This is a genomic window from Rathayibacter sp. CAU 1779, from assembly GCF_054551755.1.
In genome coordinates this window covers 34633-59819 of the sequence record NZ_JBTOLK010000004.1, presented here as the reverse complement: position 1 = coordinate 59819, position 25187 = coordinate 34633, and the positions used below count along the sequence as shown (strand labels likewise).

The following is a 25187-nucleotide window of genomic DNA, read 5'->3' as shown; positions in this document are numbered from 1 at the left end:
ACGTGAGATACTCGTGCGGATGACCGAGACGGCGAGCCCCGGCCCCGCGAGCGAGCCGGATGCCGACGCTCGCCAGGGCATCGGATCGGTCGAGACCGCCGCGAAGGTGCTGTTCGTGCTGGAAGCCGCCGGCGGCCCGCTCACGCTCAACCAGATCGCGCAGCGCTGCGGAGATCAGCCGAGCAAGATCCACCGCTACCTCGTGAGCCTGGGGCGCACCGGCCTGACCAGCCAGTCGCACGCCACGGGCAAGTACGACCTCGGGCCGGCCATGCGGCGCCTGGGCGGCGAGGCGCTGCGCCGCACGAACGACGTGGCCATCGCCTCGGAATACACGATGCGGTTGAGCGAGCTCACCGGGCAGTCGGTCAATCTCACGGTGTGGTCCGATGGCGGCCCGGTCATCGTTCGCTGGGACTACGGGGCGCACGCGCTCTCGCTGAGCGCCAGGGTCGGCGCCACGCTTCCGCTGCTGGGGTCGGCGGCCGGGCAGGTCTTTTTCGCGTACCTTCAGCGGACGATCACCGAGCAGGCGCTTGCGGTCGATCTCGGCGACCGCACGCGTGCGGACGTCGAGACGCTGCGCGCCGACGTGAGAAGGCTCGGTTACGGCACGTCCGTCGGCGGTGTGATCGCCGGACTGTACTCGCTGGCGGCACCGGTGTTCAGCGCGTCCGACGCCTTGCCGCTGGCGGTGACCCTCGTGTTTCCGCGCGAGAACCTGGATGCCGGCGAGATCGAGCGCGGCCGGACGCTGCTCCTGCAGACCGCCGCCGACATCACCACGGAGCTTGGCGGCGCCGCAGACTCATCCAGTCGGCCGTGAGCGGTTGAGCAGCCACCACGCCGTCACGAGGTCGTCGGTGCGGCCGAGGTCCAGACCCGTCGAGTCCTGGAACCTGCCGACGCGGTAGCGCACGGTGTTGGGGTGCACGGTGAGCCGGGCCGCGGCATCCGCTGCGTGCTGATCGCACTCCAGGTACACCAGCACGGTGCGCTCGACGTCGGAGGCGGTGCGCGGCTCCATGCCCGCGAGGTACCGCTCGTGCAGGCGCTCGGCCACCGCCGATGCCTGCAGCACGAGCGGCCGCGGCCCGAGGTCTTCCAGCCGCACGGCACCCATCAGCCCGAAGTGCTGCGCCGTCTCGAGCACGGTGACAGCCTCCTCGAACCCGGCGTGCAGACCGTCGAGCGGCAGAGCCGGACCGACCGCGACCAGATGACCGCGCAGCCGCGTCGGCGCCGCGGGAGCGATGCATCCGAGCACGGCTCCCAGGTCGGTGAACAACAGGCGGTTGGGCGGAAGGTGAAGCGCGGATGCCACCGCTCGCCGCAACGACTCGGCTTCGGCATCCGTCGAGGGTGCAGCGGTGGCGAGTGCGACGGCAGGCACGCGACCGTCCAGCCCGAAGACCGGGGCATCGCGATGGACCTGCTCTACGGGGAGCGTTCCGCCGAGGATGCCACGGGTGAACGCCGCTCGCCGCTCGGCGTCGAACCGTGCCTGCTCCGCCGTGAGGTCGCGTTGCACCTGCGCGAAGACGCTCGCGGCTTCGTTCGCGAACTCCCAGGTGGAGTCGTGGATGGCCAGCAGCAGATCGGAGGGCAGCCCGACGTCGGCCGCGATCTCGTCCATGAGCGCAAGCATTTCCCGTGAGCCGATCTGGTAGCCGCGGGTGAGGGTGTCCATCGACATGCCGCGGGATGCCCGACGCAGTGCGTGTCCTTGGAGCTGGGCGCGCAGGGCGTCGTCAGGCACCCGCAACGAGGTGAGCTCCGCGATCTCGGTCTCGACGAAGGTGCGCGCGGTGTCGCGTATCTCATCGTCGGTGAGCATGGCGTAGCCCGGAAGCTGCTCGCGCACGACGCCGAGGAATCGATCCGTCCAGCCGTCCACCGCCTCGCGGAGACGATCGACGGATGCCGCGACCATGCGCTGCGTCTGCAGGTCCAGTTCGGTGAGGTCCGGCATCCGGGTGCGTCGCGGCCAGGGCGCCGGCGGCTCCGCGGCCGGCACGGCGTCGGGCGCGGGCATCGGTGCGGATATCGGAGCGGATGTCTCGTGACGGCTGCGTGCCATGCAGGCACTCTAGGTCACGGGATTGTTCGGGAGAACAAAAGGAGTTCTTCAACGTTGGCCGCCGGTCCATTGGCTGCATGCTCGTGTCTTCTCACAATGGTTCCGGGCATCCGCGCGAATTGTGGCGTCTGACAAACGCGGCGGATGCGACGAATCCGACTCGACTCCGCGACGACGACAGCTCTTCAACGACGAAGGGAACACCTGCGATGACCCAGACCACCCCGGCAGACGACATCGTGCCCGGCACGAACTCCTCGGCCCCGAGCGGTACGCCCGCCGCCGGGCGGCGCGCCACAACGGCCGCCGACTACATCATGACGTTGCTGTTCATCGGCAACACGCTCAACTTCTTCGACCGTCAGATCCCGTCGGTGGTGCTCAGCGAGATCGAGAAGACGTTCCACGTCGACGATGCCGCTGCGGGCGTGCTGGCCTCCGCTTTCGTGGTGGTCGCGGCGATCGCAGGCATCCCGCTGGGCTGGCTGGCCGACCGGTTTCCGCGCAAGGCGGTCGCCGGATGGGGTCTGCTCGCGTGGAGCCTGTTCACCGCGCTCGGCGGATTCTTCGGTGTGTTCGTTCCCGTCTCCGCCATCGGCGTCGGCGCGGCGTTCTGGGTGTTCTTCACCTCGCGCGTCGGCGTGGGCATCGGGGAGGCGGCGTACTCGCCTGCCACCGGTTCGCTCATCTCCGACCTGTATCCGTCTGAGCGCCGCGCGCGTGCGAACGCCGTGTTCATGCTCGGCTTCCCGGTCGGACTGCTGCTCGCGTTCTTCCTCACCGGTGCCCTGGCGCAGGCGCTCGGCAGCTGGCAGGCCGTCTTCCTCGTCTCCGCGATCCCCGGTGTGATCGTGGCGATCCTGCTCCTGCTCGTGCGCGAACCGGAGCGCGGCGCGGCCGAACCGGTGACGGTCGCGCCGTCCACGAAGCGCAAGAACTCGTTCGCAGGCATCTTCCGCGTCTCCTCCGTGTGGGGCTTGATCGTCGCGTTCGCCGGCTACAACTTCGCCGCGTACGCGCTCGGCACGTTCATCACCGTCGTGCTGCAGCGCTCGTACCACCTCGACCTCGTGCCGGCCGGCGCGGTGAGCGGCGTCGTGCTGGGCTTCTCCGGCCTCATCGGTCTGCTGTTCGGCGGCCGCCTGCTGGATCGGGCGGTCAAGCGATCCCATGCGGCACGCGTCTGGCTGACCGCATTCCTGCTGATCGCTGCAGCGGTGTTCTCGCTGATCGGTCTGCTCGCCGGTGCGGGCGCGCTCTGGCAGTTCATCGTGTTCTCGTTCATCGGCTACCTGCTCGGCATCATCTACCTGGCGGCATCCGCGCCGATCATCTCGGACGTGATCGAGCCCGCCAAGCGCTCGACGGCGATCGGCATCGTCTACGCGATCGGCCTGCTGATCGGCGGCGCAGGTGGCCCGATCGTGGCCGGCGCCGTCTCCGACTCACTGGGCAGCCTGCAGGCGGCGCTGGCGATCGTGGTGCCCATCGCGTTCGCCGCGGCGGGACTCGGCATGGTGCTCGCCGCGCGCACCTTCACCCGGGACCGCGAACGTATGCTCGGCACCGAGGAGCTGGAGGTCACCGATGACGCAGCCCACTGACACCGCACAACGCAGCCCGGGAACGGAAACGCGGCCCGCAGGTGCCGTGCGTCCCGCGAGCGACACGCGCCACGCGCGCGTGCTGATCGTCGGGGCCGGATTCTCCGGCATCGGCCTCGCGTACCAGCTCAAGCGGGCGGGGGTGCTCGACGTGGTCATCCTGGAGCGCTCGCACGGCGTCGGCGGGGTGTGGAACTCGAACACCTATCCGGGCTGCCAGTGCGACGTGCCCAGCCACCTGTACTCGTTCTCCTTCGCGCCGAACCCGGACTGGACATCCACGTATTCGCCCCAGCCGGAGATCCGGCAGTATCTCGAGGACTGCCTCGACCGGTTCGGCGTGCGGCGCAACCTGCGCACCGGCGTCGAGGTGACAGAGGCCGCCTGGAACGAAGAGCACAGGCAGTGGGTCGTCCAGACGAGCGAGGGTGTCTGGACCGCGCAGATCCTGATCAGCGCGGTCGGACCGCTCACCGAGCCGAAGCTGCCCGATGTGCCGGGGATCGAGAGGTTCCAGGGCATGCTCATGCACTCCGCACGGTGGGATGCCGATTACGACCTGACCGGCAAGCGGGTCGCGTCGATCGGTACAGGGGCATCCGCCATCCAGTACGTGCCGAAGATCGCCGACCAGGTCGGACAGCTGTACGTGTTCCAGCGCAGCGCACCGTGGATCATGCCGCACGACAAGCGGCCCATCACCGACGAGGAGCGGGCGACCTTCCGGGCGAACCCTGCGGCCCAGCGCAGAGAGCGCAACAAGGTCTACGTCTCGAAGGAGGCGTTGATCCTCGGCTTCGCCAAGTTTCCGAAGCTCATGCACCAGGTGGAGAAGCTCTCGCGACGGCACATGGAGTCCCAGGTGGCCGATCCCGAACTGCGCGCGCTCCTCACACCCGACTTCACGCTCGGCTGCAAACGGATCGTGCCGTCCAACGAGTGGTATCCGGCTCTGCAGAAGCCCAACGTGACGCTCGTGCCGCACGCGCTCACCGAGATCCGCGAGCACTCCGTCGTCGGCGCGGACGGCGTGGAGCGCGAGGTGGATGCCATCATCTTCGGCACCGGATTCCACGTCACCGACATTCCGTTCGCCGACAAGGTGCGCGGGCGCGACGGCCAGCTGCTCGGCGACAAATGGAAGGGCAGCCCGCATGCGTACCTGGGGGCATCCGTTCCCGGCTTCCCCAACTTCTTCCTGTTCCTCGGCCCCAACACCGGCCTCGGGCACAGCTCGATGATCTACATGATCGAAGCCCAGATCGAGCACGTGAAGAAGGCGATCAAGGCCATGGATGCCGCATCCGCCTCCACCATCGAGGTGACGCAGCAGGCGCACGACCGGTTCAACCGCGACGTGGACAAGAAGCTCGCGAAGACCGTGTGGGAGACCGGTGGCTGCGTGACCTTCTACCAGGACGCGTCCGGACGCAACGCCACGATCTGGCCGGACTGGACGTTCCGCTACCGCCGCCTGGCCTCGAAGTGGCGTCCGGATGCCTACACGCTGGGCGCGAGCGCGGGCGCACGACCCGCGGCAGCATCAGACTCGACGACGGCAGCCGCACGGTGAGGGCCGTCACCCTGTACGGCGGCGAACTCGCCGTCGAGGAGCTCCCCACGCCGCAGCCCGGACCGGGTCAGCTGCTGTTGGAGGTGCAGCGCTGCGGCATCTGCGGCAGCGACCTGCACGCCAGGCATTCGCAGGACGACCTCGCCGAGGTGCTCGAGCTGTGCGGATACGACAGGTACATGCGCTCCACCGAGAGCGTCGTGATGGGGCACGAGATCTACGGGCTCGTCGCCGGATACGGTCCCGGCACCAAGCGCACGCTGCCACTCGGCACCGCCGTCGTCTCGGTGCCGCTGGTGCGGCGCGGTCGTGACGTGGACGGCATCGGACTCTCCGCGCACGCACCGGGCGGCTTCGCCGAGCAGGTCCTCGTGCAGGAGACCCTGACCATGCCGGTTCCGGAGGGCATGTCGCCCGACATCGCGGCCATGACCGAACCGATGGCCGTCGCCTGGCACGCGGTGAACAGGGGACAGGTCGCCAAGAAGGACATCGCCGTCGTGTTCGGCTGCGGACCTGTGGGGCTCGCCGTCATCACGGTGCTGAAGGCCAGGGGCGTCCGCACGGTCATCGCCGCCGACCTCTCGGCAGGCCGCCGTGAGCTCGCCAGACGGTGCGGCGCCGACGTTGTCGTCGACCCGTCTGGCGTCTCGGTGTGGGACCTCGCTCAGGCCGGCGGCCTCGTCCGCTCCATGGAGACCGAGTACAACACCGGCATCGACGCCATCGACGGCATGCGCAAGCTGCCGGTGCCGTGGTGGCAGGCGTGGCGCACGCTGGATGCCGTCGGCGCGACGGCCCCGAAGCGTCCGGTCATCTTCGAGTGCGTCGGCGTCCCCGGCATGATCGACGGCGTGCTCGCCCAGGCCCCGCTGCATTCCCGGATCGTCGTGGTCGGTGTCTGCATGGGGCCGGATGCCGTGCGTCCCTCGCTGGCCATCAATAAAGAGGTCGACCTGCGCTTCGTCGTCGGCTACACGCCGCTCGAGTTCCGCGACACCCTGCACGCGCTCGCCGACGGCACCCTGGACGCCACGCCCATCGTCACCGGCCGCGTCGGGCTGGACGGCGTGGCGGGCGCGTTCGCCACGCTCGCCGATCCGGAAGCGCACGCCAAGCTGATGTTCGATCCAGGCATCCCCGATGCCGCGATCTGGCCCGTGAGGCACTGACGATCGTGGCAAGGTCGAACCCGAGACCCGCACCGCCCGAGGGCGCCGCATCCGACTCCACCCCCGGGAGTTTCGCGGCACTCGAGCGAGGCGAGGAGAGGAGGAGCGGATGACGCACACCAGTGGTAACCCGGACCCGGCGCGTCATCCGCTCCCCGCGCCGGAAGGCCTCGACGTTGCCGGGTTCGCGGACTGGCTGCGTGACACGCATCCCGACCTGGTGCCCGCTAAGGCGGATGCCCCCATCACCGCGCATCGTCTCACCGGCGGCCTCAGCAATCTGACGTACGCGGTCGAGGGAGCGGCCATGCCGCTCGTCGTGCGTCGTCCTCCGCTCGGCCATGTGCTCGCCAGCGCGCACGACATGGCGCGCGAGTACCGCGTCATGTCGGCGCTCGCCGACACGTCGGTCCCGGTGCCGCAGACCATCGACCTCGTCGACGACACCGATGCCGCCCGCGTGACAGGCACGCCGTTCCTGGTGATGCGGCGGATGCCGGGCGCCGCGATCGCGCATCGCGACCAGAACGCGGCGTACTCCGCAGCCGGGCTGCACCGGCTCGGGCTGCGGCTCGCCGACGCGTTGGCCGCGCTGCACGCCGTGGATCCCGACGGGGTCGGACTCGGCGACTTCGGGCATCCGGCCGGTTATGTGGCGCGTCAGCTGGTGACGTGGCGCAGGCAGCTGGACGCATCGCGCTCACGGGAGCTGCCCATCCTGGCGCGTCTCGAGTTCGCGCTGGAGGAGAGCGTGCCAGACGACAGCGGCCGGCACGCCGTCGTGCACGGCGACTACCGGCTCGACAACGTGCTCGTCGACGGCTCGGCCGGCGACCCCCAGATCAGCGACTCCCACATCAGCGACTCCCACATCAGCGACCCCCAGATCAGCGACTCCCACATCAGTGACCCCCAGATCAGCGCCATCGTCGATTGGGAGATGAGCACGCTCGGCGACCCACTGGTCGACCTCGGCATCCTCGGGCTGTACTGGACCGTCGGCGACATCCCCGGCGCATCGCTCGCCGTGCCGAGCGCTGTCGACACTTCTGCCGGGTATCCGACGTTCGACGAGCTCGTCGACGCGTATGCGGCGGCCGCGCGGACGCCCGTGCCCGACCTGCGCTGGTATCGCGCGTTCGCCGCGTTCAAGCTCGCTGTCATCGCGGAGGGCATCCACTTCAGGTATCGCTCCGGCAAGACCGTCGGGCCGGGCTTCGAACACGTCGGCGAGATGGTCGAGCCGCTCGCCGACCACGGCCTCGCCGTGATCTCGATGAGGAGGTCCTGACATGGATTTCGCCCACGATGCGGCGACGACGCGGCTGACCGAGCTGGCCGAGGCGTTCATCCGCGATGAGGTGCTGCCTGCCGAGCCGGTGCTCGACCGGCAGCTCGCCGAGACACCGGACGACTGGAACCTGCGGCCCGTCGTGCGCGAGCTGCAGGCGAAGGCGCGCGAGCAGGGACTGTGGAACCTGTTCCTGCCCGGCGAGCACGGCGCCGGCCTCACGAACCTGCAGTATGCGCCGATCGCGGAGGTGACCGGGTGGAGCATGCGTCTCGGTCCCGTGGCGTTCAACTGCGCGGCGCCCGACACCGGCAACATGGACCTGCTCGACGCGTTCGGCACCCCGGATCAGAGGCGGCAGTGGCTGGATCCGCTGCTGGACGGGAGCATCCGCTCGTCGTTCTGCATGACCGAGCCCGACGTGGCATCGTCGGATGCCACGCAGATCGCCACGCGCATCCGTCGCGACGGCGACGACTACGTGATCGACGGCCGCAAGTGGTGGTCGACCGGCGCCATGAACTCCGACGCGGCGATCTTCATCGTGATGGGCAAGACCGACCCGGATGCGCCGCGCCACCGCCAGCAGAGCATGATCCTGGTGCCACGGGACACACCTGGCGTGCGCATCGTCCGACCGCTGACGGTATTCGGATACGAGGATCGCGACCATGGCGGGCACGCCGAGATCTCGTTCGAGGGCGTCCGCGTCCCGGCATCCAACCTGATCGGTGCCGAGGGAGACGGCTTCGCCATCGCGCAGGCGCGACTCGGGCCGGGGCGCATCCACCACTGCATGCGCGCCATCGGCATGGCCGAGCGCGCCATCGCCCTCGTGCGCGAGCGGGTGCGCGACCGTGTGGCGTTCGGCTCGCCGCTGGCATCCAAGCAGGGCGTCAGGGAGTGGGCGGCGGACGCCCGCATCGAGCTCGAGTCGCTGCGCCTGCTCGTGCTGAAGACCGCGTGGCTCATGGACACGGTCGGAAACCGGCAGGCGATGACGGAGATCCAGGCGATCAAGATCGCCGTGCCGCGGGCGGTGCAGCGCATCCTCGACGGCGCCATCCAACTGTTCGGTGCGGCCGGCTTTTCTTCCGACCAGCCCATCGCCGAGATGTTCGCCGGCGCCCGTGCACTGCGCCTCGCCGACGGCCCGGACGAGGTGCACCTGTCCTCCCTCGGCAAGGCCGAGCTCGCCCGCGACACCGCTGGTTGAGCCTGCCGAATCCTGCCCCAGAACTCATCAACGACGATGAAAGACCCCGACATGACCATCACCGACACCCCGGCGCCCGCGCCTGCTCCACAGCCGCAGCACCGCCACGCGCCGGATCCCGCGATCGACGGATCCGGATACGGCACGCTCTCCGCCGCCGCGATCCTGGCGGAGACCGCCACACGCTGGCCCGAGCGCGATGCGCTCCACTTCGCCGGGCAGACGATTCGCTACGGCGAGCTGTGGGCCCAGACCAGGTCGTACGCGGGAGCGCTTCGCGCTCGCGGCATCCGCAAGGGCGACCGGGTCGCGATGCTCGTCCCGAACGTGCCCGACTTCGCCAGGGTCTACTACGCGATCCTCTCGCTCGGCGCGATAGTGGTGCCCGTGCACCTGCTGTTCAAGGCGGAGGAGATCGCGTTCGTGCTGCGCGACAGCGGCGCCGACCTCGTGGTCGCCGCTGCGTCGGCGCTCGCCGAGGCAGTGCCCGCGGCGGAGCAGGTGGGCGTTCCGGTGCTCACCGTGCTGGTGCCGCGCACGGATGCGCTGGCATCTGCCGACTCCGCCGCGCGAGAGGTCGTGCTGCCGCGGCTGGAGGACGAGGCCGAGACGGCCACCCCGATCGCGCGCCACGAGTCCGTGCTGCCGACGGATGCCGCGACCATCCTCTACACCAGCGGCACCACGGGCACCCCGAAGGGCGCCGTCGCCTCGCACCTCGCCGTGGTGGAGCAGGTGAACTCCACGCTGATCGACTCCATCGAGCTGCGCCACGACGACATCGTGTTCGGCGGACTCCCGCTGTTCCACGCGTTCGGACAGTCGGCCGTGCTGAACCTGGCGTTCCGGCGCGGCGCATCCATCATCCTGCTGCCGCGGTTCGATGCCGTCCAGGCGCTGCAACTGCTGGTCGACTACAAGGCGACGGTGTTCACGGCGGTGCCCACCATGTACATCGGGCTCATCCAGGCCGCGGAGCAGACGGATGCCCGCCCACCGCTCCGCTTCGCCATCTCCGGCGGTGCGGCCCTGCCGGTGGCCGTGCTCGAGGCATTCACGGCCGCGTTCGACGCCGAGGTACACGAAGGATACGGACTCACCGAGGCCGGCCCGACCGTCACGGTGAACACGAGCTTCGAGCCGATCCGACCGGGAACGGTCGGCGGCGCGCTGTGGGGCGTCGACATCGCCGTGGCCGATCCCGAGGTCGATGACCGCACCGTGCTGCTGCCAGACCCCGGCACACTCGGCGAGGTGGTGGTGCGCGGCCACAACCTGTTCAAGGGCTACCTCGGGCGACCGGATGCCTCGACCACCGCCGTCGTGGACGGCTGGCTGCGCACGGGCGACCTCGGCCGGATAGACGAGTACGGCATCCTCACGATCGTGGATCGCACGAAGGACATGATCGTGCGCAATGGCTACAACGTGTACCCGACGGAGGTGGAGGTGGTGATCGTGCGGCATCCGGCCGTGGCGAGCGTCGCCGTGTTCGGGCTGCCGCACGAGGTGCACGGGCAGGAGATCCACGCGGCGATCGTGGTGCGGGACGGCACCGAACTCGTCGTCGACGACGTGATCGCCTTCACCCGTGAACGGCTCGCCGCGTACAAGTACCCGCGGGTCGTGCACCTGGTGGGCGAGCTGCCGCTGGGTCCGAGCGGCAAGGTGCTGAAGCGCGTGCTGGCGCAGCGGTTCGCGGACGAGCCGCACACCTAGTCATCCGTCGTTGACGCTCAGTCGTGACGGTCGATCGCTGTCACGCCTTCACCGTCGTTGTCTGCTCGCCGTTCGCCTTGCTCGATACCCGAGCGCGAATCCACGAGGATGTGTTGGATCGCCGGCCCGACGGTGGCGACGACGCGCTCTGCGTCTGCGTCCACGAGGACGGGCACGCCGATCACGCGGCGTCCGGTGATCATGCCGACCAGCATGGATGAGACGAGTCCGGCGCGTAGCGCTGCATCGGGATCCTGTCGGCCGGTGGTGCCGTGCAACAGCCTGGACTGAAGGAAGTCGCGCAATTCTGCTCGGGCCCGGTCGTTGGTGATCGCGCTCCGGAGCATCGCCATGAGTGGTTCGGACTCGTCTGGTGGCCCTTCCCATGCTGCGAGGTACGCGCGGACGACGCGTTCCCCGAGCTGCTCGTCCGGGCCTTGGAAGGCGGTGTCGAACCTCTCCAGGGCGGACGCGGGAATGGCCATCACGGCGGCGAAGAGCTCGTCCTTGGACGTGAAGAACTGCATCACCTGTGAAGCGTCGACGCCAGCGTCAGCGGCGATCGCTCGGATGGTGGTGCCGGCGAAGCCGTCAGCGGCGAATCTGGCCCTCGCCGCGTCGAGCACACCCTGTCGCGTGCTGGAGCGCCCGGGCCTGCGTCCTCGCCGTGGGGTCTGACTCGCCTTCTCCTGCGCGCTCATGCAGCGAATCTACCGGTATCCGTCAATATTCTCAACGAGTGTTGAGTTTATCGCGATTTCAACCTAGCCTGGCGTCGACGAAGCGGCTGTGAGATGCCGAGAAGAGGAATTCGAACATGAGCGCTGACCAGAAGATCTACCTGCCCTCGAGCCCGCTGCCGGAGGCCAGGACCGGCGTGCTGACGCCCTTCGACCCCGGAACCCGCGTCGTGGAGGCGGGATTCCGGATCGCGCCTCCTTTCCGTGAGCTGCCCGTGAACGTGATCCTCCAGAAGGATGTGCCGGTGCAGTTGCGAGACGGCGTCACGATCCATGTCGACGTGTTCCGCCCGGAGGGCGTCGAGCCTGTGCCCGTCATCGTGGCGTGGAGCCCGTATGGCAAGGGACAGGGCACCTCGCTCAGCGTGATGGGCGTCTTCGGCTTGGTCGGCCTGGACAACGGCATCGTCTCCGGGTTGGAGAAGTTCGAGGGCCCGGACCCGGCGTTCTGGTGCGCGAGGGGCTATGCGATCTGCAACGCCGACATCCGCGGGGTGGTCGACTCCGATGGCGACAGTGTGCTGTGGGACCGCCAGGAGGGTCGCGACTGCTACGACCTGATCGAGTGGCTGGCCGACCAGGAGTGGTGCTCCGGAAAGGTGGGCATGAGCGGAACCTCCTACCTCGCTGTCTCGCAGTGGTTCACCGCAGCAGAACAGCCGCCGCACCTGGCAGCGATCAATCCGTGGGAGGGCGTCAGCGACGTCTATCGCGACCTCGTGATGCGCGGCGGGATGCCCGACACCGGCTTCGCGCAGCAGCTGCAGGACGGCAGCTTCTTCGGCAAGAACCGAAAGGAAGACATCATCAGCGAAGTCGAGCGCTACCCGCTGATGACCGATCTGTGGGAGCAGAAGATTCCCGCATTCGAGCGCATCACCGTGCCGACGTACATCGTGGCCAGCTACTCCAACACCCTGCACACCGCTGGAACCTTCCGCGCCTGGCGCCGCATCGGATCTCAGGAGAAGTGGCTGCGCATCCACAACAGTCAGGAATGGCCCGACTACTACGAGGAAGCGAACGTGCACGATCTGCAGCGCTTCTTCGACCGCTATCTGAAGGACGAACAGAACGGATGGGAGGACACGCCTCGAGTGCGCTACTCCGTTCTCGACCTCGAAGGTGGCGACCGGATCGCGCTGCCGGCCGACGCGTTCCCGCCGAGGGGCGTCGTATCGACCAAGTACTACCTCGATGGAGCGAAGCGAACGCTGACCGCCACCGCTCCCGACTCCGAGGTGGAGGTCGGCTACGACGTCGGCGCGAATCCGAACGCGGTGTCATTCCTCACCCGGTTCGACAGTGAGACGACCCTCGTCGGGTACCCCAAAGCGCACCTCTGGGTCGAAGTCCGCGGCAGCGACGACATGGATCTGTTCGTGCTGGTGCAGAAGCTCGACGAGCACGGCACGCCATTGCAGGCCTTCACCACGCCGAACCACGGCGCCATGGTGCACGACGTCACCGACCACGGCGCCACGATCCTGCGATACAAGGGCGCGGACGGGCGGCTTCGCGTCTCGGCTCGACACCTCGACGAAACCCTGTCCACCGTGGAGGTGCCGGCCCACACATTCGACCGGGTCGAGAAGCTCACGCCCGGGCAGATCGTGGACGTGGAGATCGACATCCTCCCGATCGGGCTGACCTTCCACCCGGGTGAGCAACTCCGATTCGTGATCGGCGCCCGCAACCTGCTCGGTACGCTCATGCCCGCCATCCGCGAATATGCACCCGCCAATGAAGGACGACACGTCATCCACACCGGAGGCGAGCACCCTTCGTATCTGCAGCTGCCCGTGCAGGAGGGCTGACGTCGAGGAGCCGCGATGCGTGCCCCTCCGGCTCAGAGCCCGAGCACGCGCGCGGCGGTCCCCGCGCCGATCAGGTCCTTCTCCGCGTCGGTCAGCTTCGCCTGTTCGAGGAACTCGGCAGCGCCTTCCTGGCCGACGAACGGATAGTCGACGGCGTACATGATGCGGTCGACGCCCAGCGTGGCGACGCAGTAGTCGAGGTTGGCCTGCGTGAACATGCCGCTCGGCGTGATGTACACGTTCTGCCGGAACACCTCGCCGAACGTGCGGTCGAGGCCGGTCGCGGCCTGCGGCAGCGCCTCGTCGAGCCGATCGAGGTAGAACGGCACGAGTTCGCCCCAGTGCCCGAGCACGATCTGCAGACGCGGATACCTGTCGAAGACGCCGGCGAGCACGAGGTGGATGAAGTGCACGGCGGTCTCGTTGTGCCATCCCCAGGCGCTGGTCTGGAAGCGCGCTGTCACGATGTCTCCGAGTCCGTCGTAGTTCGTGGCCGAGGTGGCGGCGGGCGGCGGCGCCGGATGCAGGTAGAGCGGAACGTCGAGCGCCTCGTGACGGGCGAGGATGGGGGCGAACCGTTCGGCGTCGAGGAACTCGTCGTCGGTGCGGCCGTGGATCAGCGACCCGACAAAGCCGAGCTCCTCGACGCAGCGGCTGAGCTCGTCCGCAGCCGTCTCCGGCACGGTGGTCGGCAGGGCCGCGAATGCGGCGAAGCGATCGGGATGCTCGCGCACCGCTGCCGCCGCCCGGTCGTTCGCCGCGCCTACGAGCTCGGCCGCGTGGGGTGCTGGCACGTACTGCGCGCCGAGGCTGGACAGCACCTGCACGGTGATGCCGTTGGCATCCATGTCGGCGATCCTGCCTTCGCCGAGATCCGTGAGCTGGTCGGGCGTCGGCGTGTACGGCAGGCCGGTCGAGGGGGCGTACGACACCGGGAATCCCGGGCTCAGCTCGTGTGATCGCTCGCGGCCGGCAGCGCCGACGGCGGAATCGGCGAAGTGCTCCTCGAGCGTGATGATGCGGCGTGGCATGGATGCTCCTTCTGCTCGGTGTTCGTTCCCGTCTGCGCCACGTGCGCGCTACCGCGCCATGAGTAGCAGCGCAAGAGTGCGCACACGGCGCATTTGCATGGTCGTGGCGCAAGCGCGGGGTCAGCGGCGGCGGACGCCTCCGCACCACACCCCGCGAATGCTGCGGGTCGCACGGATGTCCGTGGTCGGGTCGTCCTCGAGCAGCACCAGGTCGGCGCGCAGCCCCTGTGCGATGCTGCCGCGATCGTCGAGGCCGAAGCGCGCGGAGGCGGACGACGTGGCAGCATCCAGCGTATCTGCGGGGGAGAGGCCGGCCGCCACGAGCAGTTCGAGCTCCTCGTGCATGCTCTCGCCGTGCGCCGGCGCGGCGGGTGCCGCGGGCGCACGGTTGGCATCCGTGCCCGCGATGATCGTCATGCCGGCCTCGTGCAGTGTCCGCACCGACTCCTCGGCCGCCGCGTAGCGCGGACCGGGGCCGCCGTTCGGATTGATCGCCGACACGATGTCGCGCATCATGACCAGGGTCGGCACGATCTGCGCGCCCGCCGCGGTGAGCGCTGCGGCTTGCTCCGCGCCGATCGGGCGATCCAGCGGCGCGTGCGTGAGCACGTCGACGCCCGCGGCCTGGGCCATGGCCACGGCGTCGAAGCTGGACGCGTGGACGACGGTGATCCGGTCGCGGCGGTGGGCCGCATCCACGATCGCGGTGACGGTCTCGACGTCGAATCCGGGCAGGTCGATCACGATCTTGATATAGTCGGCGCCGTCTTCGACATGGCGGGCGACCCAGGCATCCGCTTGTTCGGGGCTGCCGACGAGCGTCGTGTCGTCGTCGAGGTGCATGCGCTGGGCGTGTGCGCTCGACGGCGAGGTCGCCACCATGAGGCCGCTGCGTATGTCGGTGACCCCCGGTGTTCCGCGCAGAGAGTCCACCAACGCGGTGGGTGAGCCCATGTCGAGCGCCGTCGTGACCCCGTGATCGGCCAGCTGCTCGAGATTCTCCGCGCCGTCGAGGTGGATATGCGCGTCGATCAGACCGGGGATCAGATAGCCGCCACTGTGTACGTCGACACTGTGTACGTCGACACTGTGTACGTCGACGCTGTGCACGTCGACACTGTGCACGCCGACATCGTGCACGTGCTCTTCGCCACTCGCCGAGGCGTGGCCGGACGCGGCGCCCTCCGCGATCTCGACGATGACGCCATCGTCGACCACGACGTCGGTCGGTTGGCCGAATCCGCCGTCGCGGTAGACCCGCACCTCGCGGAACACCGTTCGTGTCATGCCGTCATGCCTCCTTGGGGGTCGAGCACTCGAGCGCGAAGGCCAGCTCGGCGAGCTGGAACGCCTCGCTCGGGCGATGGAAGTCGATGCAGTGGCCCGTGCCACGAATGATTCTGGTATCGATGGATGCCGCGTTCGCGAAGCCCGCGCGGAAGGCGTCGATCTCGCTGTCGTCCGTCAGCCAGAGCGCGTCGAACTCGCCCTGCCGGTGGAAGACGGGGACCGTCACCCGGCCGCACACCTCCGCGCGGCGCTCGATCCAGCCGCCTGTGATGTCCAGCAGCTCCGCCTTCGGCACGAGCGTATTCGACGGATGGCTGGCAGCGGGCATGTCGTCGGCCATCGTCCACGCCGGTCCGAACATCACCTGGTCCTTCATCGGCGTCGGCAGCTCGATCATCGGGATGTCGGGCAGTGCCTCCCACGCGTCGCGGGACTCACCGGGAACGCGCACGAGGCATCCGGAGATCGCCAGTCCGAGCAGCGGCCAGTCCTGCGGCTCTGCGGTGATCGCCGTCGCCACCGCGGCTCCGATCGAGTGCGCGATGAGCACGACGCCCGCGGTCCCCGCGCCGTGCTCGCGCCAGATCGAACCGATCGCGTCGCCGAGCACCTCGGCGTTGGCGAGGATGATCGATTCACCCTCCTCGAGCGGGCTGGACTGCCCGTAGTTGGGTCGGTCGAGCGCGATGACCGGGATGCCGGCATCCGCGGCGTGGTCCAGCAGCGAGTACCCCGGGATGTCGAAGTACGTGGAGTTGTACGTGCCGCCGTGCAGCGCGATCACGAGCGGCACGTCGCGGCCGGGGGTGGCGTCGTTGGCGAGCCCGCTGAAGCTCATGCCTGCTGCGGCGCCGGAGCCGCTGACCGAGTGGGTGAAGGAGATGGACATCGTCGTCCTTTCGGGTGGGTTGGTGATCACGCGGCGGCGAGTGCCGTCCGCACATCGGCCGCCGTCGCGAGCGACGCGACGACATCCCGGTGGTCTGCGCGCAGGGCGAGGATGCCCGCGCTCTTCAGCTCCGGCGCCAGCTCGGCCGGCCGGGCGATGACGAGGAAGTGGAAGTGCGGATAGTTCTCGCCGAAGCTCATGAAGTACACGCCGGTTGCACCGGTGGCGGACTGGATGGCCTCGGCGATCCGCTGCGAGACCGCGCCGAACGACGCCGCCTCGTCCGCGGACAGCGCGGCCCAGCCTTCGGCGTGCCTGCGCAGGCGAAGGATGTACCACCCCGGCACGTCGTAGCCGTCGGCGACCTCGCACGACCACGTGTCGTCGCGGTAGACGACTGCATCGGCATCAGCCTGTTCGAGGTCGCAGGGCAGACAGGCGCTCATGCGTTCGCTCCGGCGGGGGTGACGACCTCGTCGAGGAACGCCTCGATCGTGCGCGGTGCGCGACCGGTGACCTGCTCGACGGTGTCGGTGACGAATGCCGACTCGCCGGCTCGGAAGAGCTCGTACATCTCCTCGAAGTGATCGGCCTCCCAGTCCGCCATGCCACGGGAGACGAGCGTGCCGCGCACGTCCGCCGGCGTGACCTCGACGACCTCGGTGGGTGTTCCGGAGCGCTCAGACACGAGCTCGGCGATCTCGTGGTAGGTGACGGCACGTGGTCCGGTGAGTACGAGTGTCTGTCCGTCCCACCTGTGGTCGAGCACGACCCGGGCGGCGACCGCACCGATATCGCGGGCATCGATCAAGCTGATTCCCGACGCGCCCAGCGGATTCATCAGCGTGCCGGTCGCGCGCAGCGACGGCAGCATGAGCCGCTCCACCAGTACCTGCATGAACGAGTTCGGACGCAGGATGACGTGCGGCTGGCCGCTCTCGATCAGCACGCGTTCGATCTCCCAGTGCTGACGGCACGCGTGAGGCCCGTTCGGCGTGATGGCGGAGCTCGTGCCCGACAGTTTCACGATGCGAGCGTCCGACCGGCGCAGCTGACGGATGACGCCGAGCTGCACATCGGCCATGTCGAAGCCGTGCGGTGACAGGAGGAAGACCGTGTCGACGCCGTCGGCTGCTGCCTCGATCGCCGCAGGATCACGCATGTCGCCCTCGATGACGTCGGCATCGTCGCCGAGCACCTCGCGGGCCTTCGCCGCGTCTCGAGCGAGCACCCGTGGGGTCTCACCTGCGACGAGCAGTTCTGAGACGACGTGCGGGCCGATGTTGCCCGTCGCGCCGAGGATGAGAGTCGACACCGTTGTTTCCTCGCTATTCGCTACGATATATCCGCGATGCTAAAGGGACTTCTCCCGTGGCACAAGGCCGGTCATGGTGGGTGCGGGGCTCGCCGTTCGGTTGCCGTCTGGCGGCTTCGCCCTGATCCGGGATGCTCGAGCTCGGTGACGATCGAACTCAGCACGGCTGCGACCCAGCGCGACGGGGGCTCAGCGCCTCTGGAGCTCAGTACCGCTGGACCCTCAATGCGACTCGAGCGCCGCGACGTGTTTCAGGATGCGCTCCTCGTTGGCGGCGAGGTGCGCGTGCAGGGCGTCCACCATCGCTGCGGCGTCGTCCGCGACCGCCGCGTCACGCAGCACCTTGTGGGTCTCGTAGCGGCGCCGCCGCTCCGCCTCGGTGATGCGCGTCGGGTCGAAGACGAGGTGCGTGTAGCGCTCGGCGGCCATCCACAGGCTCTGCAGAATGCGGTCGTCCCATTCGTTCGCCGCGGGGTGCACGAGCGCGGCGTGGAAGTCGTAGTGCGCCTGCCAGGCGACCTCGGGATCGGGATCGCGGCTGCCCTCCAGAAGTGCGTCGAGACGCTCGAGTGTCGCGGCATCCCTCTTGCCTGCTGATGCCCCGGCCAGCGGCAGCTCGATCACGTAGCGAAGGCGGTAGATGGCCTGCAGATCCGCGGTGGTCAGCGGCGCGACGCTCGCACTGCGGGCCCTGCGCAGCACGATGAGGCCCTGCGACTCGAGCCGCCGCAGCGCCTCCCTGATCGGGATGTGGCTGACGCCCAGTTGCGATGCCAGGTCGCGGATGGAGAAGGTCGATCCCGGCGCCAACGCCCCGGTGAGCACGGCGCGACGGATTTCCGCCGTCACGAGATCGACCGCGGATGCGTTGGCCTCCGCGACCGATCTGACCTGCGTCTCCAGCGCCATCCGTCCTCCTTCGGGCTGTGCGTACCTCATCGTCGCACGCAGATCGTGGGTCGTCGCCTCGACTCTTGCGTCCACGTGGAGCCGATAGCTACTGTATAAGATATATCCTCTGCGGGACACGAGCTATCACGGTACGGCGATGAAATCGTGCCGTGACAACGGTCGCCGGCAAAGAGGTCGGGAACGAAGGAGTTCAGCATGGACGTGACGACGGTGCGCTCGCCGGCTGCCACGGAGGTCGCCGTGCTCGAATCCGTCGAGCGCAAGGTGCTCTGGCTCTCCACCGCCATGATCGACGCTGCGAACTCCCCGGAGCGCAAAGACCCCGACGGGCTCAAGGTCGGCGGGCACCAGGCATCCAGTGCGTCGATGGCCACGATCATGACGGCGCTCTGGTTCACCACTCTCACCGCCGATGACCGGGTGTCGGTCAAGCCGCACGCCTCTCCCGTGCTGCACGCCATCAACTACCTGCTCGGAGAGCTCGAGTCGGAGCAGCTGGGCACGTTGCGCGCGTTCCACGGGCTGCAGAGCTACCCGAGCCGCTCGAAGGATCCCGACACGGTCGACTACTCGACCGGCTCTGTCGGCATCGGCGCCACTGCGACCGTGTGGGGATCGATCTCCCGGCGCTACGTCGCCGACGCCGCCGGCTTGCCGCGCAGCACGGGACGGCAGTACAGCCTGGTCGGAGACGCCGAGCTCGACGAGGGCGCAGTGTGGGAGGCCGTCCTCGACCCAACGGTGGCCGACCTCGGCGAGCTCGTCTGGATCGTCGACTTCAACCGGCAGTCGCTCGACCGCGTCGTTCCCAACATCTCGGCGACCAAGCTGCAGGCTCTCTTCGCGGCGGCGGGCTGGCAGGTCATCACGCTCAAGTACGGTCACCTGCTCACCGACCTGTTCGCCCGCGAGGGCGGCGAGCATCTGCAGCGCCGCATCGACGAGATGTCCAACCCCGAGTTCCAGCGTCTGCTGCGGTGCTCGGCCGCCGAGCTGCGGGAACGGCTCCCCGGCGCGGGCGAGGGCGCGCAGGCCATCTCCGCTCTGCTCGACGGTCTCGACGACACCGAGGTGGTGCGCGTCATCCGAGGACTCGCCGGACACGACATGCCGAGCCTGCTCGAGGCCTTCGATCGCATCGACGACAGCCGACCGACGGTCATCCTCGCCTACACGATCAAGGGGAACGGGCTGCCGAACGCCGGGCATCCGCAGAACCACTCCAACCTGCTGGGGCCGGAGCAGCTGGCAGAGGTGGCAGCAGAGCTCGGCGAGAGCACGGATGATCCGTGGCGCCGTTTCGAGGCGGGCTCGGCCGAGGCCATGCTCTGCGCGCGCACCGCGGAGCGCCTGCACCGGGCATCCGTGCCATCGCACACGCCCCCGGCGGTTCCGCTGGACTTCGGACGCGAGGTCAAGGGGCACAGCTCAACGCAGCAGGCGCTCGGGCGGCTGCTGCTCGACCTCACACGTATCGCTCCGGATGCCGCAGCGCGCGTCGTCACGGTGGCCCCCGACGTGGCGTCCAGCACCAACCTCGGCGGATGGGTGAACAAGGCCGGCGTGTGGTCACCGACCGAGCGCACGGACTGGTTCGCGGACGACGGCGAGACGATCCTGCACTGGAACGAGCGGCCGACGGGCCAGCACATCGAGCTCGGCATCGCCGAGGTGAACCTGGTGTCGCTGCTCGGTGAGCTCGGTGCCACCTGGAGCCGATGGGGCGAACCGCTGTTCCCGATCGGAACGCTCTACGACCCGTTCGTCACCAGGGCGCTCGAGCCGTGGTCGTTCGGCGTCTACGGCGGCGGTCAGTCGATCCTGGTCGGCACGCCCTCCGGTGTGACGCTGGCAGCGGAAGGCGGTGCCCACCAGTCGATCATCACGCCGTCGGTCGGCATCGAGCAGCCGGGGGTGGTGAGTTTCGAGCCGGCATTCGTGCAGGACTTCGAGTGGTGCATGCTCGACGCCCTTTCCCGTTTGGGACGGCCGGACGGCTCGTCCAGCTATTTCCGGCTCACCTCGCGGGTGATCGACCAGGCGCTGGCCGCGGTGCCGGGCGATCCGGCAGCGAGGGAGAGACGGCGTCGCCACGTGACGGCCGGCGGCTACCTGCTGCGCCGCAGCGAGCATCCGCGGGTGACGATCGCCGGCATGGGCGCCGCGATGCCCGAGGTGTTGAGGGCCGCCGACCGGCTCGAGGGTATGGGGATCGGCGCCGACGTGGTCTGTGTGACGAGCGCCGACCGGCTCTACCGAGCCGTGCGCGCACGGAGTGGACACGGAACCGAGTCCACTGACGTGATCCACCAGGTGTTCTCTGCCGAGCGCGCGCTGCCGATGGTGACAGTGCTCGACGGGCATCCGCACACGCTGGCGTTCCTGGCCACGATCCGCGGCGTGGAAAGCGTCAACCTCGGCGTCACCGAGTTCGGTCAGACTGGCACCCTGCAGGAGCTCTACAGCCTGCACGGCATCGGCGCCGATGCCCAGGTGGCGGCGGCGCTGGATCTCGTCGAAGCGGCGAGGCGCTGAGGGCAGGAGGTCGCAGATGAACGAGGGTCTTCGAGCGGTGGTCCCGGTGCCGATGCCCGGCCTTTTCGCGGTGCGCACGCTGGAGGCCAGGCTGCCGTGGCTCGACGAGCTGGCGCCCGCGGGGAGTGGAGCCCGACTTACGCCGGCCAGCAGCAGCGGCCAGGTCTCGAGGGTCGCCAAGGCGGTGAGTGCGGATGCCGCGCAGTGGGCCGTCGAGGTCGGCCGTGATGTCGCAGAGCGGGTGGCCGCCGAGATCCCAGGACACGTGGCCGACAACGGATTCGAGGTGCTCCGCATGGGCACCGAATCCGCGACCCTGCAGCTGCTCCTGGCACTCTCCGGTGTCCAGCTCAGCGCGGCCGCGACGTCGGAGTCGCTCTCCGGAGTGCCCGAGTTCGTGCGCAGGCGGGTGAGCCTCGACGACATGCTGCGCGGCATCCAGCTCGGTCACTCGGTGATCGCGGCCGCGTTCCTCACGGAGTGCGCGCGACTGGGCGATCCGTCCCAGCGGTCCGAGCAGATGCGCACGCTGTCCGAGCGCATGTTCGTCTTCTTCGATGCGTTCTCCACCGAGATGGCGGCGTTCTACCGCGAGGAGGAGCGACGCTGGGCGAAGAGCGACGCCGTCGAACGCTTCGCCCTCGTCGAAGACGTTCTGCGCGGACACGACCAATCCGAAGCGCTCGTCTCGCGCCGGCTGCGCTACGACCTCTCGCGCGCGCACGTCGCGCTGGTCGTGTGGAGCTCGGCGCGATCGCTCGACGTCGATCCCGGAGCGATGCACGACACGGCCTGCGATCTGATCCGCCGCATCGGTTGCGAGCAGAAGCTCGTGCTCGACGCCGGACCCGCTGTGGTCTGGGCCTGGATCACGCTGCAGGCAGGGCTCGACATCCGCACGCGGATCGCGATGGCGCAGCTCCCGCCGTCGACCCACGTGGCGTTCGCGGGACCGGCACAGGGGACGGCGGGCTTCCGCTCCGTGCATCGGGATGCCTTGGCCGTCTTCGCGCTGCAATCGCGGCATCCTGATCCCGCCTCCGTCACCGACTATCGTGACGTCGACCTGCTCTCCCTGCTGCTGGCCGACCGGCCACGCGCCATCGGATTCGCACGGTCGGAGCTCGGAGCGCTCGCCAAGGAGGGCGCGGCAATGGACGAGATCCGTCGCACGCTCGCCGCGTACCTGGATGTCGGCGGCAGCCCGCAGATCGCCGCCGCGCGCCTGCGGATCTCCCGCAACACCGTCACCTACCGGGTGAAGCGTGCAGAGGAACTGCTGGGACGCCCCGTCGCCGTGCGTCGTGCGCAACTGCAGGCGGCGCTCGCCGTGTACGAGAAGGCGATGCGCTGACACAGCGCCGACACGCCGCACCGACGCATGAGATGGCCAGCTGCCGGCATCGCTGCCCGGCGGTGATTGCGCCACTCGCACAATCGATATGCCGACCTTGTGCTGGGAGCACTAGCCGACATCCAGCCTGTGCACGTTGAATCGAACGAACCCGTTCTCATCGGTCGGCCCGCCTGGTCGGCCGTTTCTCAAAGGAGAGACCCGTGCCGGAGAATCGCAACACCAGTTATCCGGTGAACGCGCCCAAGCTTCACCACACCACCTTCACCACGCTCCGCCTCGATCAGATGGTCGAGTGGTACGGCGTCGTCTGTGGACTTCACCCGGTGTTCCACGGCGACGAGGCCGCCTGGCTCACCAACGACGAGGCGAACCACCGCATCGCGTTGCTGTCGCCTCCCGGGCTCAAGCATCCGACTGACAAGGGGCACGAGACGGGCATCCATCACACAGCGTTCGAGTTCAAGACGTTCGACATGTGGCTGAACAACTACATCCGGCTGCGTGACAAGGGGATCCTTCCGTTCCTCACGCTCGACCACGGCATCACCATGTCGGTGTACTACCAGGACCCCGACGGCAACGGCGTGGAGATCCAGGTGGACGGCTTCGGCGACTGGGCGGACTCGACCGAGTGGATGGCCAACGCCAAGGAGTTCGCGGAGAACCCGATCGGCACGTTCTTCGACCCCGACAAGCTGGTCGAGGCTCGCGAGGCCGGGTTCTCGTTCAAGGAGATCCACGAGCGTGCCCGTGCCGGTGAGTATCTGCCGGCAACGATTCCCGAAGACATCTTCCTTCCCGAAGTCTGGTGAGCCCCGAAGTCTGGTGAGCCGGACGGCCGCGGTTCGGGACCCCCAACGGACCGCGGCCGGCAACCTCGATCACGCACGCCGCGATCGACGGATGTTCGCGCAGGGGCGGAGGAAAGAGGAAGCATGATCGCCGCCGACGTCGATGTGCCGGTGCTGGTTCTCGGCGGAGGACCGGTGGGACTGACCATGGCGCTCGAGCTGGCGTTCCACGGGGTGCGGTGCCTGCTGGTCGAGCCGCGCACCGAGGTGGAGCATTCCCGGCCGCGCGCCAAGACCACCTCGGCACGGTCCATGGAGCTGTTCCGGCGAACCGGCGCGGCGGCGGAGATCCGACGCCGTGCGCCCATCCCGGTCAGCTGGAGCGCAGAGGTGCGATTCTGCACGACCCCTGCCGGCCGCGACATCACTTGGTTCAGCGACGTTCTCGGACTCGAGCTTCAGGATTCCGCCCTGACCGCCGAAGCGGGCCAGCAGGTCACGCAGTCCATCGTCGAGGAGAGCCTGCGTCACCTGCTCGTCGGCATCCCCACCGTCGAGTGCCGGTACGGCAGCGCCGGACTGAGCGTCGACCTGGATGGGGACCGTCCGAGCGCCGTCATCGTGGATGGTCTCGGAGTCGAGACCACGGTGGTGTGCGACTATCTCGTCGGTGCGGACGGCGCGCGCAGCCTGGTCCGGCATGCCATGGGCGCGCACTACGTCGGCGCGGCGGGAGGACGACCGAACGTGAACGTGACCTTCCGGTCGCGACAGCTGACGGGCATCCTGCCGCCGCGCACCGCCGTGCATCATTGGGCGCTCAACCCTGCGGCGCCGGGCGTGCTGGGGCCGCTCGACCTCGATGGCGAGTGGTGGGCGATCGCCACCGGAACGGAGCGCATCGACAGCGACGCAGAGGCGGCCGAGGTCATCCGGCGGCTGGTCGGCGCCGACATCGACGTCGAGGTGCTCGCGACCGATCCATGGCAGGCACGCCTGCTGCTCGCCGACGCCTATCGCCGCGGCAGGGCCTTCCTGGTGGGCGACGCCGCGCACCAGAACCCGCCGTGGGGTGGCCACGGCTTCAACACCGGGGTAGGGGATGCCGTCAACCTCGCGTGGAAACTCGCCGCGGTTGTGCACGGCTGGGCGCCGCCCGAACTGCTCGACAGCTACGAGGCCGAGAGGAGGCCGATCGCCCAGCAGACCACCGACCTCGCGGCGACGAACATGAAGACGCTGTCGCACGACCTCAGTTCACCCGACCTGATGGCCGAGGGGGAGCGTGGCGATCGTGCGCGAGCGGCGGCGGCGGCGACAATCCAACAGACGAAGCGCGCGGAGTTCCACGCCCTCGGCCTCGTGCTGGGCTACGGCTACGGACCCGACGCCGCCGCGCAGGCGCCCACCACCGACGTCTACCGTCCGCTTGCGCGGCCCGGCAATCGGCTGCCACACCAGCGCAACGGCCGCGGCGAGTCGCTCTTCGACCTCCTCGGCCCCGAGTTCACGCTCTTCGCCCCAGGCTTCGCCTCAGACATGCAGTCGACGGATGCCTGGCAGCAGTATGCAGACGACCGCGGCATCCCGCTGCGCCGCGTCGACCCCGTTGTACAGGGCTTCGCTCCGGTGGCAGGTGACGAGCTTGTGTTGGTGCGGCCGGATCAGCACATCGCCTGGATCGGCGCACCGTATGCCGATCCAGGGGCAGTCCTCGGCGAGGTGCTCCGCGGATTCACCTCAACGGGAGCAGCCAACACCGCCGAAGCACTTCAGGCAGCGGCTCACCACACCGATGAACCGCACTTCACCGCGGCTCCCGACACCGCAACCCACCTCACCGAAGGGGAATGAC

General features: G+C 68.8%; 20 protein-coding genes. 12 read left to right on the top strand and 8 right to left on the bottom strand.

The features are described 5' to 3' along the window. Nucleotides 1-19: 19 nt before the first annotated feature. Nucleotides 20-826: an IclR family transcriptional regulator gene (locus tag ACX9R5_RS16545; RefSeq protein WP_459410154.1), complete on the top strand. Its 807-nt coding sequence runs from the start codon at nt 20-22 to the stop codon at nt 824-826. Here the strand turns inward: ACX9R5_RS16545 and ACX9R5_RS16540 are convergent. Beyond that, complete coding sequence (locus tag ACX9R5_RS16540) at nt 809-2080, bottom strand: PucR family transcriptional regulator (protein WP_459410153.1); 1272 nt, start codon at nt 2078-2080, stop codon at nt 809-811. The genes ACX9R5_RS16545 and ACX9R5_RS16540 overlap by 18 nt on opposite strands. Nucleotides 2081-2289: 209 nt before the next feature. Here ACX9R5_RS16540 and ACX9R5_RS16535 point away from each other — a divergent pair, with 209 nt between their 5' ends. The 6 genes from ACX9R5_RS16535 to ACX9R5_RS16510 all read left to right on the top strand — a co-directional run bounded on the left by ACX9R5_RS16535 (nt 2290) and on the right by ACX9R5_RS16510 (nt 10655). Continuing rightward, complete coding sequence (locus ACX9R5_RS16535) at nt 2290-3684, top strand: spinster family MFS transporter (RefSeq protein ID WP_459410152.1); 1395 nt, start codon at nt 2290-2292, stop codon at nt 3682-3684. Next, nucleotides 3668-5257: a flavin-containing monooxygenase gene (locus ACX9R5_RS16530; RefSeq protein ID WP_459410151.1), complete on the top strand. Its 1590-nt coding sequence runs from the start codon at nt 3668-3670 to the stop codon at nt 5255-5257. Before ACX9R5_RS16535 ends, ACX9R5_RS16530 begins: the two co-directional genes overlap by 17 nt. Continuing rightward, nucleotides 5254-6429, top strand: a complete 1176-nt coding sequence (locus ACX9R5_RS16525) for a zinc-binding dehydrogenase (RefSeq protein WP_459410150.1) — start codon at nt 5254-5256, stop codon at nt 6427-6429. Before ACX9R5_RS16530 ends, ACX9R5_RS16525 begins: the two co-directional genes overlap by 4 nt. Nucleotides 6430-6538: 109 nt before the next feature. Continuing rightward, the gene (locus tag ACX9R5_RS16520) at nt 6539-7720 is read left to right on the top strand and encodes a phosphotransferase family protein (protein ID WP_459410149.1); all 1182 of its coding nucleotides are present in this window, start codon (nt 6539-6541) and stop codon (nt 7718-7720) included. Nucleotide 7721: 1 nt separating this feature from the next. After that, nucleotides 7722-8936: an acyl-CoA dehydrogenase family protein gene (locus ACX9R5_RS16515; RefSeq protein WP_459410148.1), complete on the top strand. Its 1215-nt coding sequence runs from the start codon at nt 7722-7724 to the stop codon at nt 8934-8936. Nucleotides 8937-8987: 51 nt separating this feature from the next. Next, nucleotides 8988-10655, top strand: a complete 1668-nt coding sequence (locus tag ACX9R5_RS16510) for an AMP-binding protein (protein WP_459410147.1) — start codon at nt 8988-8990, stop codon at nt 10653-10655. A gap of 17 nt (nt 10656-10672) precedes the next feature. On the opposite strand, the gene ACX9R5_RS16505 is transcribed toward ACX9R5_RS16510, so the two are convergent. Next, a complete protein-coding gene (locus ACX9R5_RS16505; protein WP_459410146.1) occupies nt 10673-11356 on the bottom strand; it encodes a TetR/AcrR family transcriptional regulator in 684 nt (227 codons plus the stop codon). 116 nt (nt 11357-11472) lie between these two features. Here ACX9R5_RS16505 and ACX9R5_RS16500 point away from each other — a divergent pair, with 116 nt between their 5' ends. Further along, nucleotides 11473-13212, top strand: coding sequence for a CocE/NonD family hydrolase (locus tag ACX9R5_RS16500; protein ID WP_459410145.1), 1740 nt, complete (start codon nt 11473-11475; stop codon nt 13210-13212). A gap of 32 nt (nt 13213-13244) precedes the next feature. On the opposite strand, the gene ACX9R5_RS16495 is transcribed toward ACX9R5_RS16500, so the two are convergent. The 6 genes from ACX9R5_RS16495 to ACX9R5_RS16470 all read right to left on the bottom strand — a co-directional run bounded on the left by ACX9R5_RS16495 (nt 13245) and on the right by ACX9R5_RS16470 (nt 18646). Further along, nucleotides 13245-14243: an amidohydrolase family protein gene (locus tag ACX9R5_RS16495; protein WP_459410144.1), complete on the bottom strand. Its 999-nt coding sequence runs from the start codon at nt 14241-14243 to the stop codon at nt 13245-13247. A 120-nt stretch (nt 14244-14363) separates the two neighbouring features. After that, on the bottom strand, nt 14364-15530 hold the full coding sequence (locus ACX9R5_RS16490; RefSeq protein WP_459410143.1) for an amidohydrolase family protein: 1167 nt from the start codon (nt 15528-15530) through the stop codon (nt 14364-14366). A gap of 4 nt (nt 15531-15534) precedes the next feature. Continuing rightward, complete coding sequence (locus tag ACX9R5_RS16485; protein WP_459410142.1) at nt 15535-16422, bottom strand: alpha/beta hydrolase; 888 nt, start codon at nt 16420-16422, stop codon at nt 15535-15537. Between the two features lie 26 nt (nt 16423-16448). Continuing rightward, nucleotides 16449-16868, bottom strand: a complete 420-nt coding sequence (locus ACX9R5_RS16480) for an HIT family protein (protein WP_459410141.1) — start codon at nt 16866-16868, stop codon at nt 16449-16451. After that, entirely contained in the window at nt 16865-17737 is an 873-nt protein-coding gene (locus ACX9R5_RS16475; RefSeq protein ID WP_459410140.1) for an NmrA family NAD(P)-binding protein, read from the bottom strand. The genes ACX9R5_RS16480 and ACX9R5_RS16475 overlap by 4 nt, the downstream gene beginning before the upstream one ends. A gap of 222 nt (nt 17738-17959) precedes the next feature. Then, the gene (locus ACX9R5_RS16470; RefSeq protein WP_459410139.1) at nt 17960-18646 is read right to left on the bottom strand and encodes a GntR family transcriptional regulator; all 687 of its coding nucleotides are present in this window, start codon (nt 18644-18646) and stop codon (nt 17960-17962) included. A gap of 198 nt (nt 18647-18844) precedes the next feature. On the opposite strand from ACX9R5_RS16470, the gene ACX9R5_RS16465 reads away from it, so the two are divergent. From ACX9R5_RS16465 to ACX9R5_RS16450, 4 genes are all read left to right on the top strand, one after another. Beyond that, a complete protein-coding gene (locus tag ACX9R5_RS16465) occupies nt 18845-21184 on the top strand; it encodes a transketolase-like TK C-terminal-containing protein (protein ID WP_459410138.1) in 2340 nt (779 codons plus the stop codon). 16 nt (nt 21185-21200) lie between these two features. Continuing rightward, nucleotides 21201-22538 carry a PucR family transcriptional regulator gene (locus tag ACX9R5_RS16460; protein WP_459410137.1) on the top strand — a complete coding sequence of 446 codons (1338 nt, stop codon included), beginning with the start codon at nt 21201-21203 and terminating at the stop codon, nt 22536-22538. Nucleotides 22539-22741: 203 nt separating this feature from the next. Next, a complete protein-coding gene (locus ACX9R5_RS16455; protein ID WP_459410136.1) occupies nt 22742-23353 on the top strand; it encodes a VOC family protein in 612 nt (203 codons plus the stop codon). 123 nt (nt 23354-23476) lie between these two features. Further along, nucleotides 23477-25186, top strand: a complete 1710-nt coding sequence (locus ACX9R5_RS16450) for an FAD-dependent monooxygenase (RefSeq protein WP_459410135.1) — start codon at nt 23477-23479, stop codon at nt 25184-25186. Nucleotide 25187: the final 1 nt, after the last annotated feature.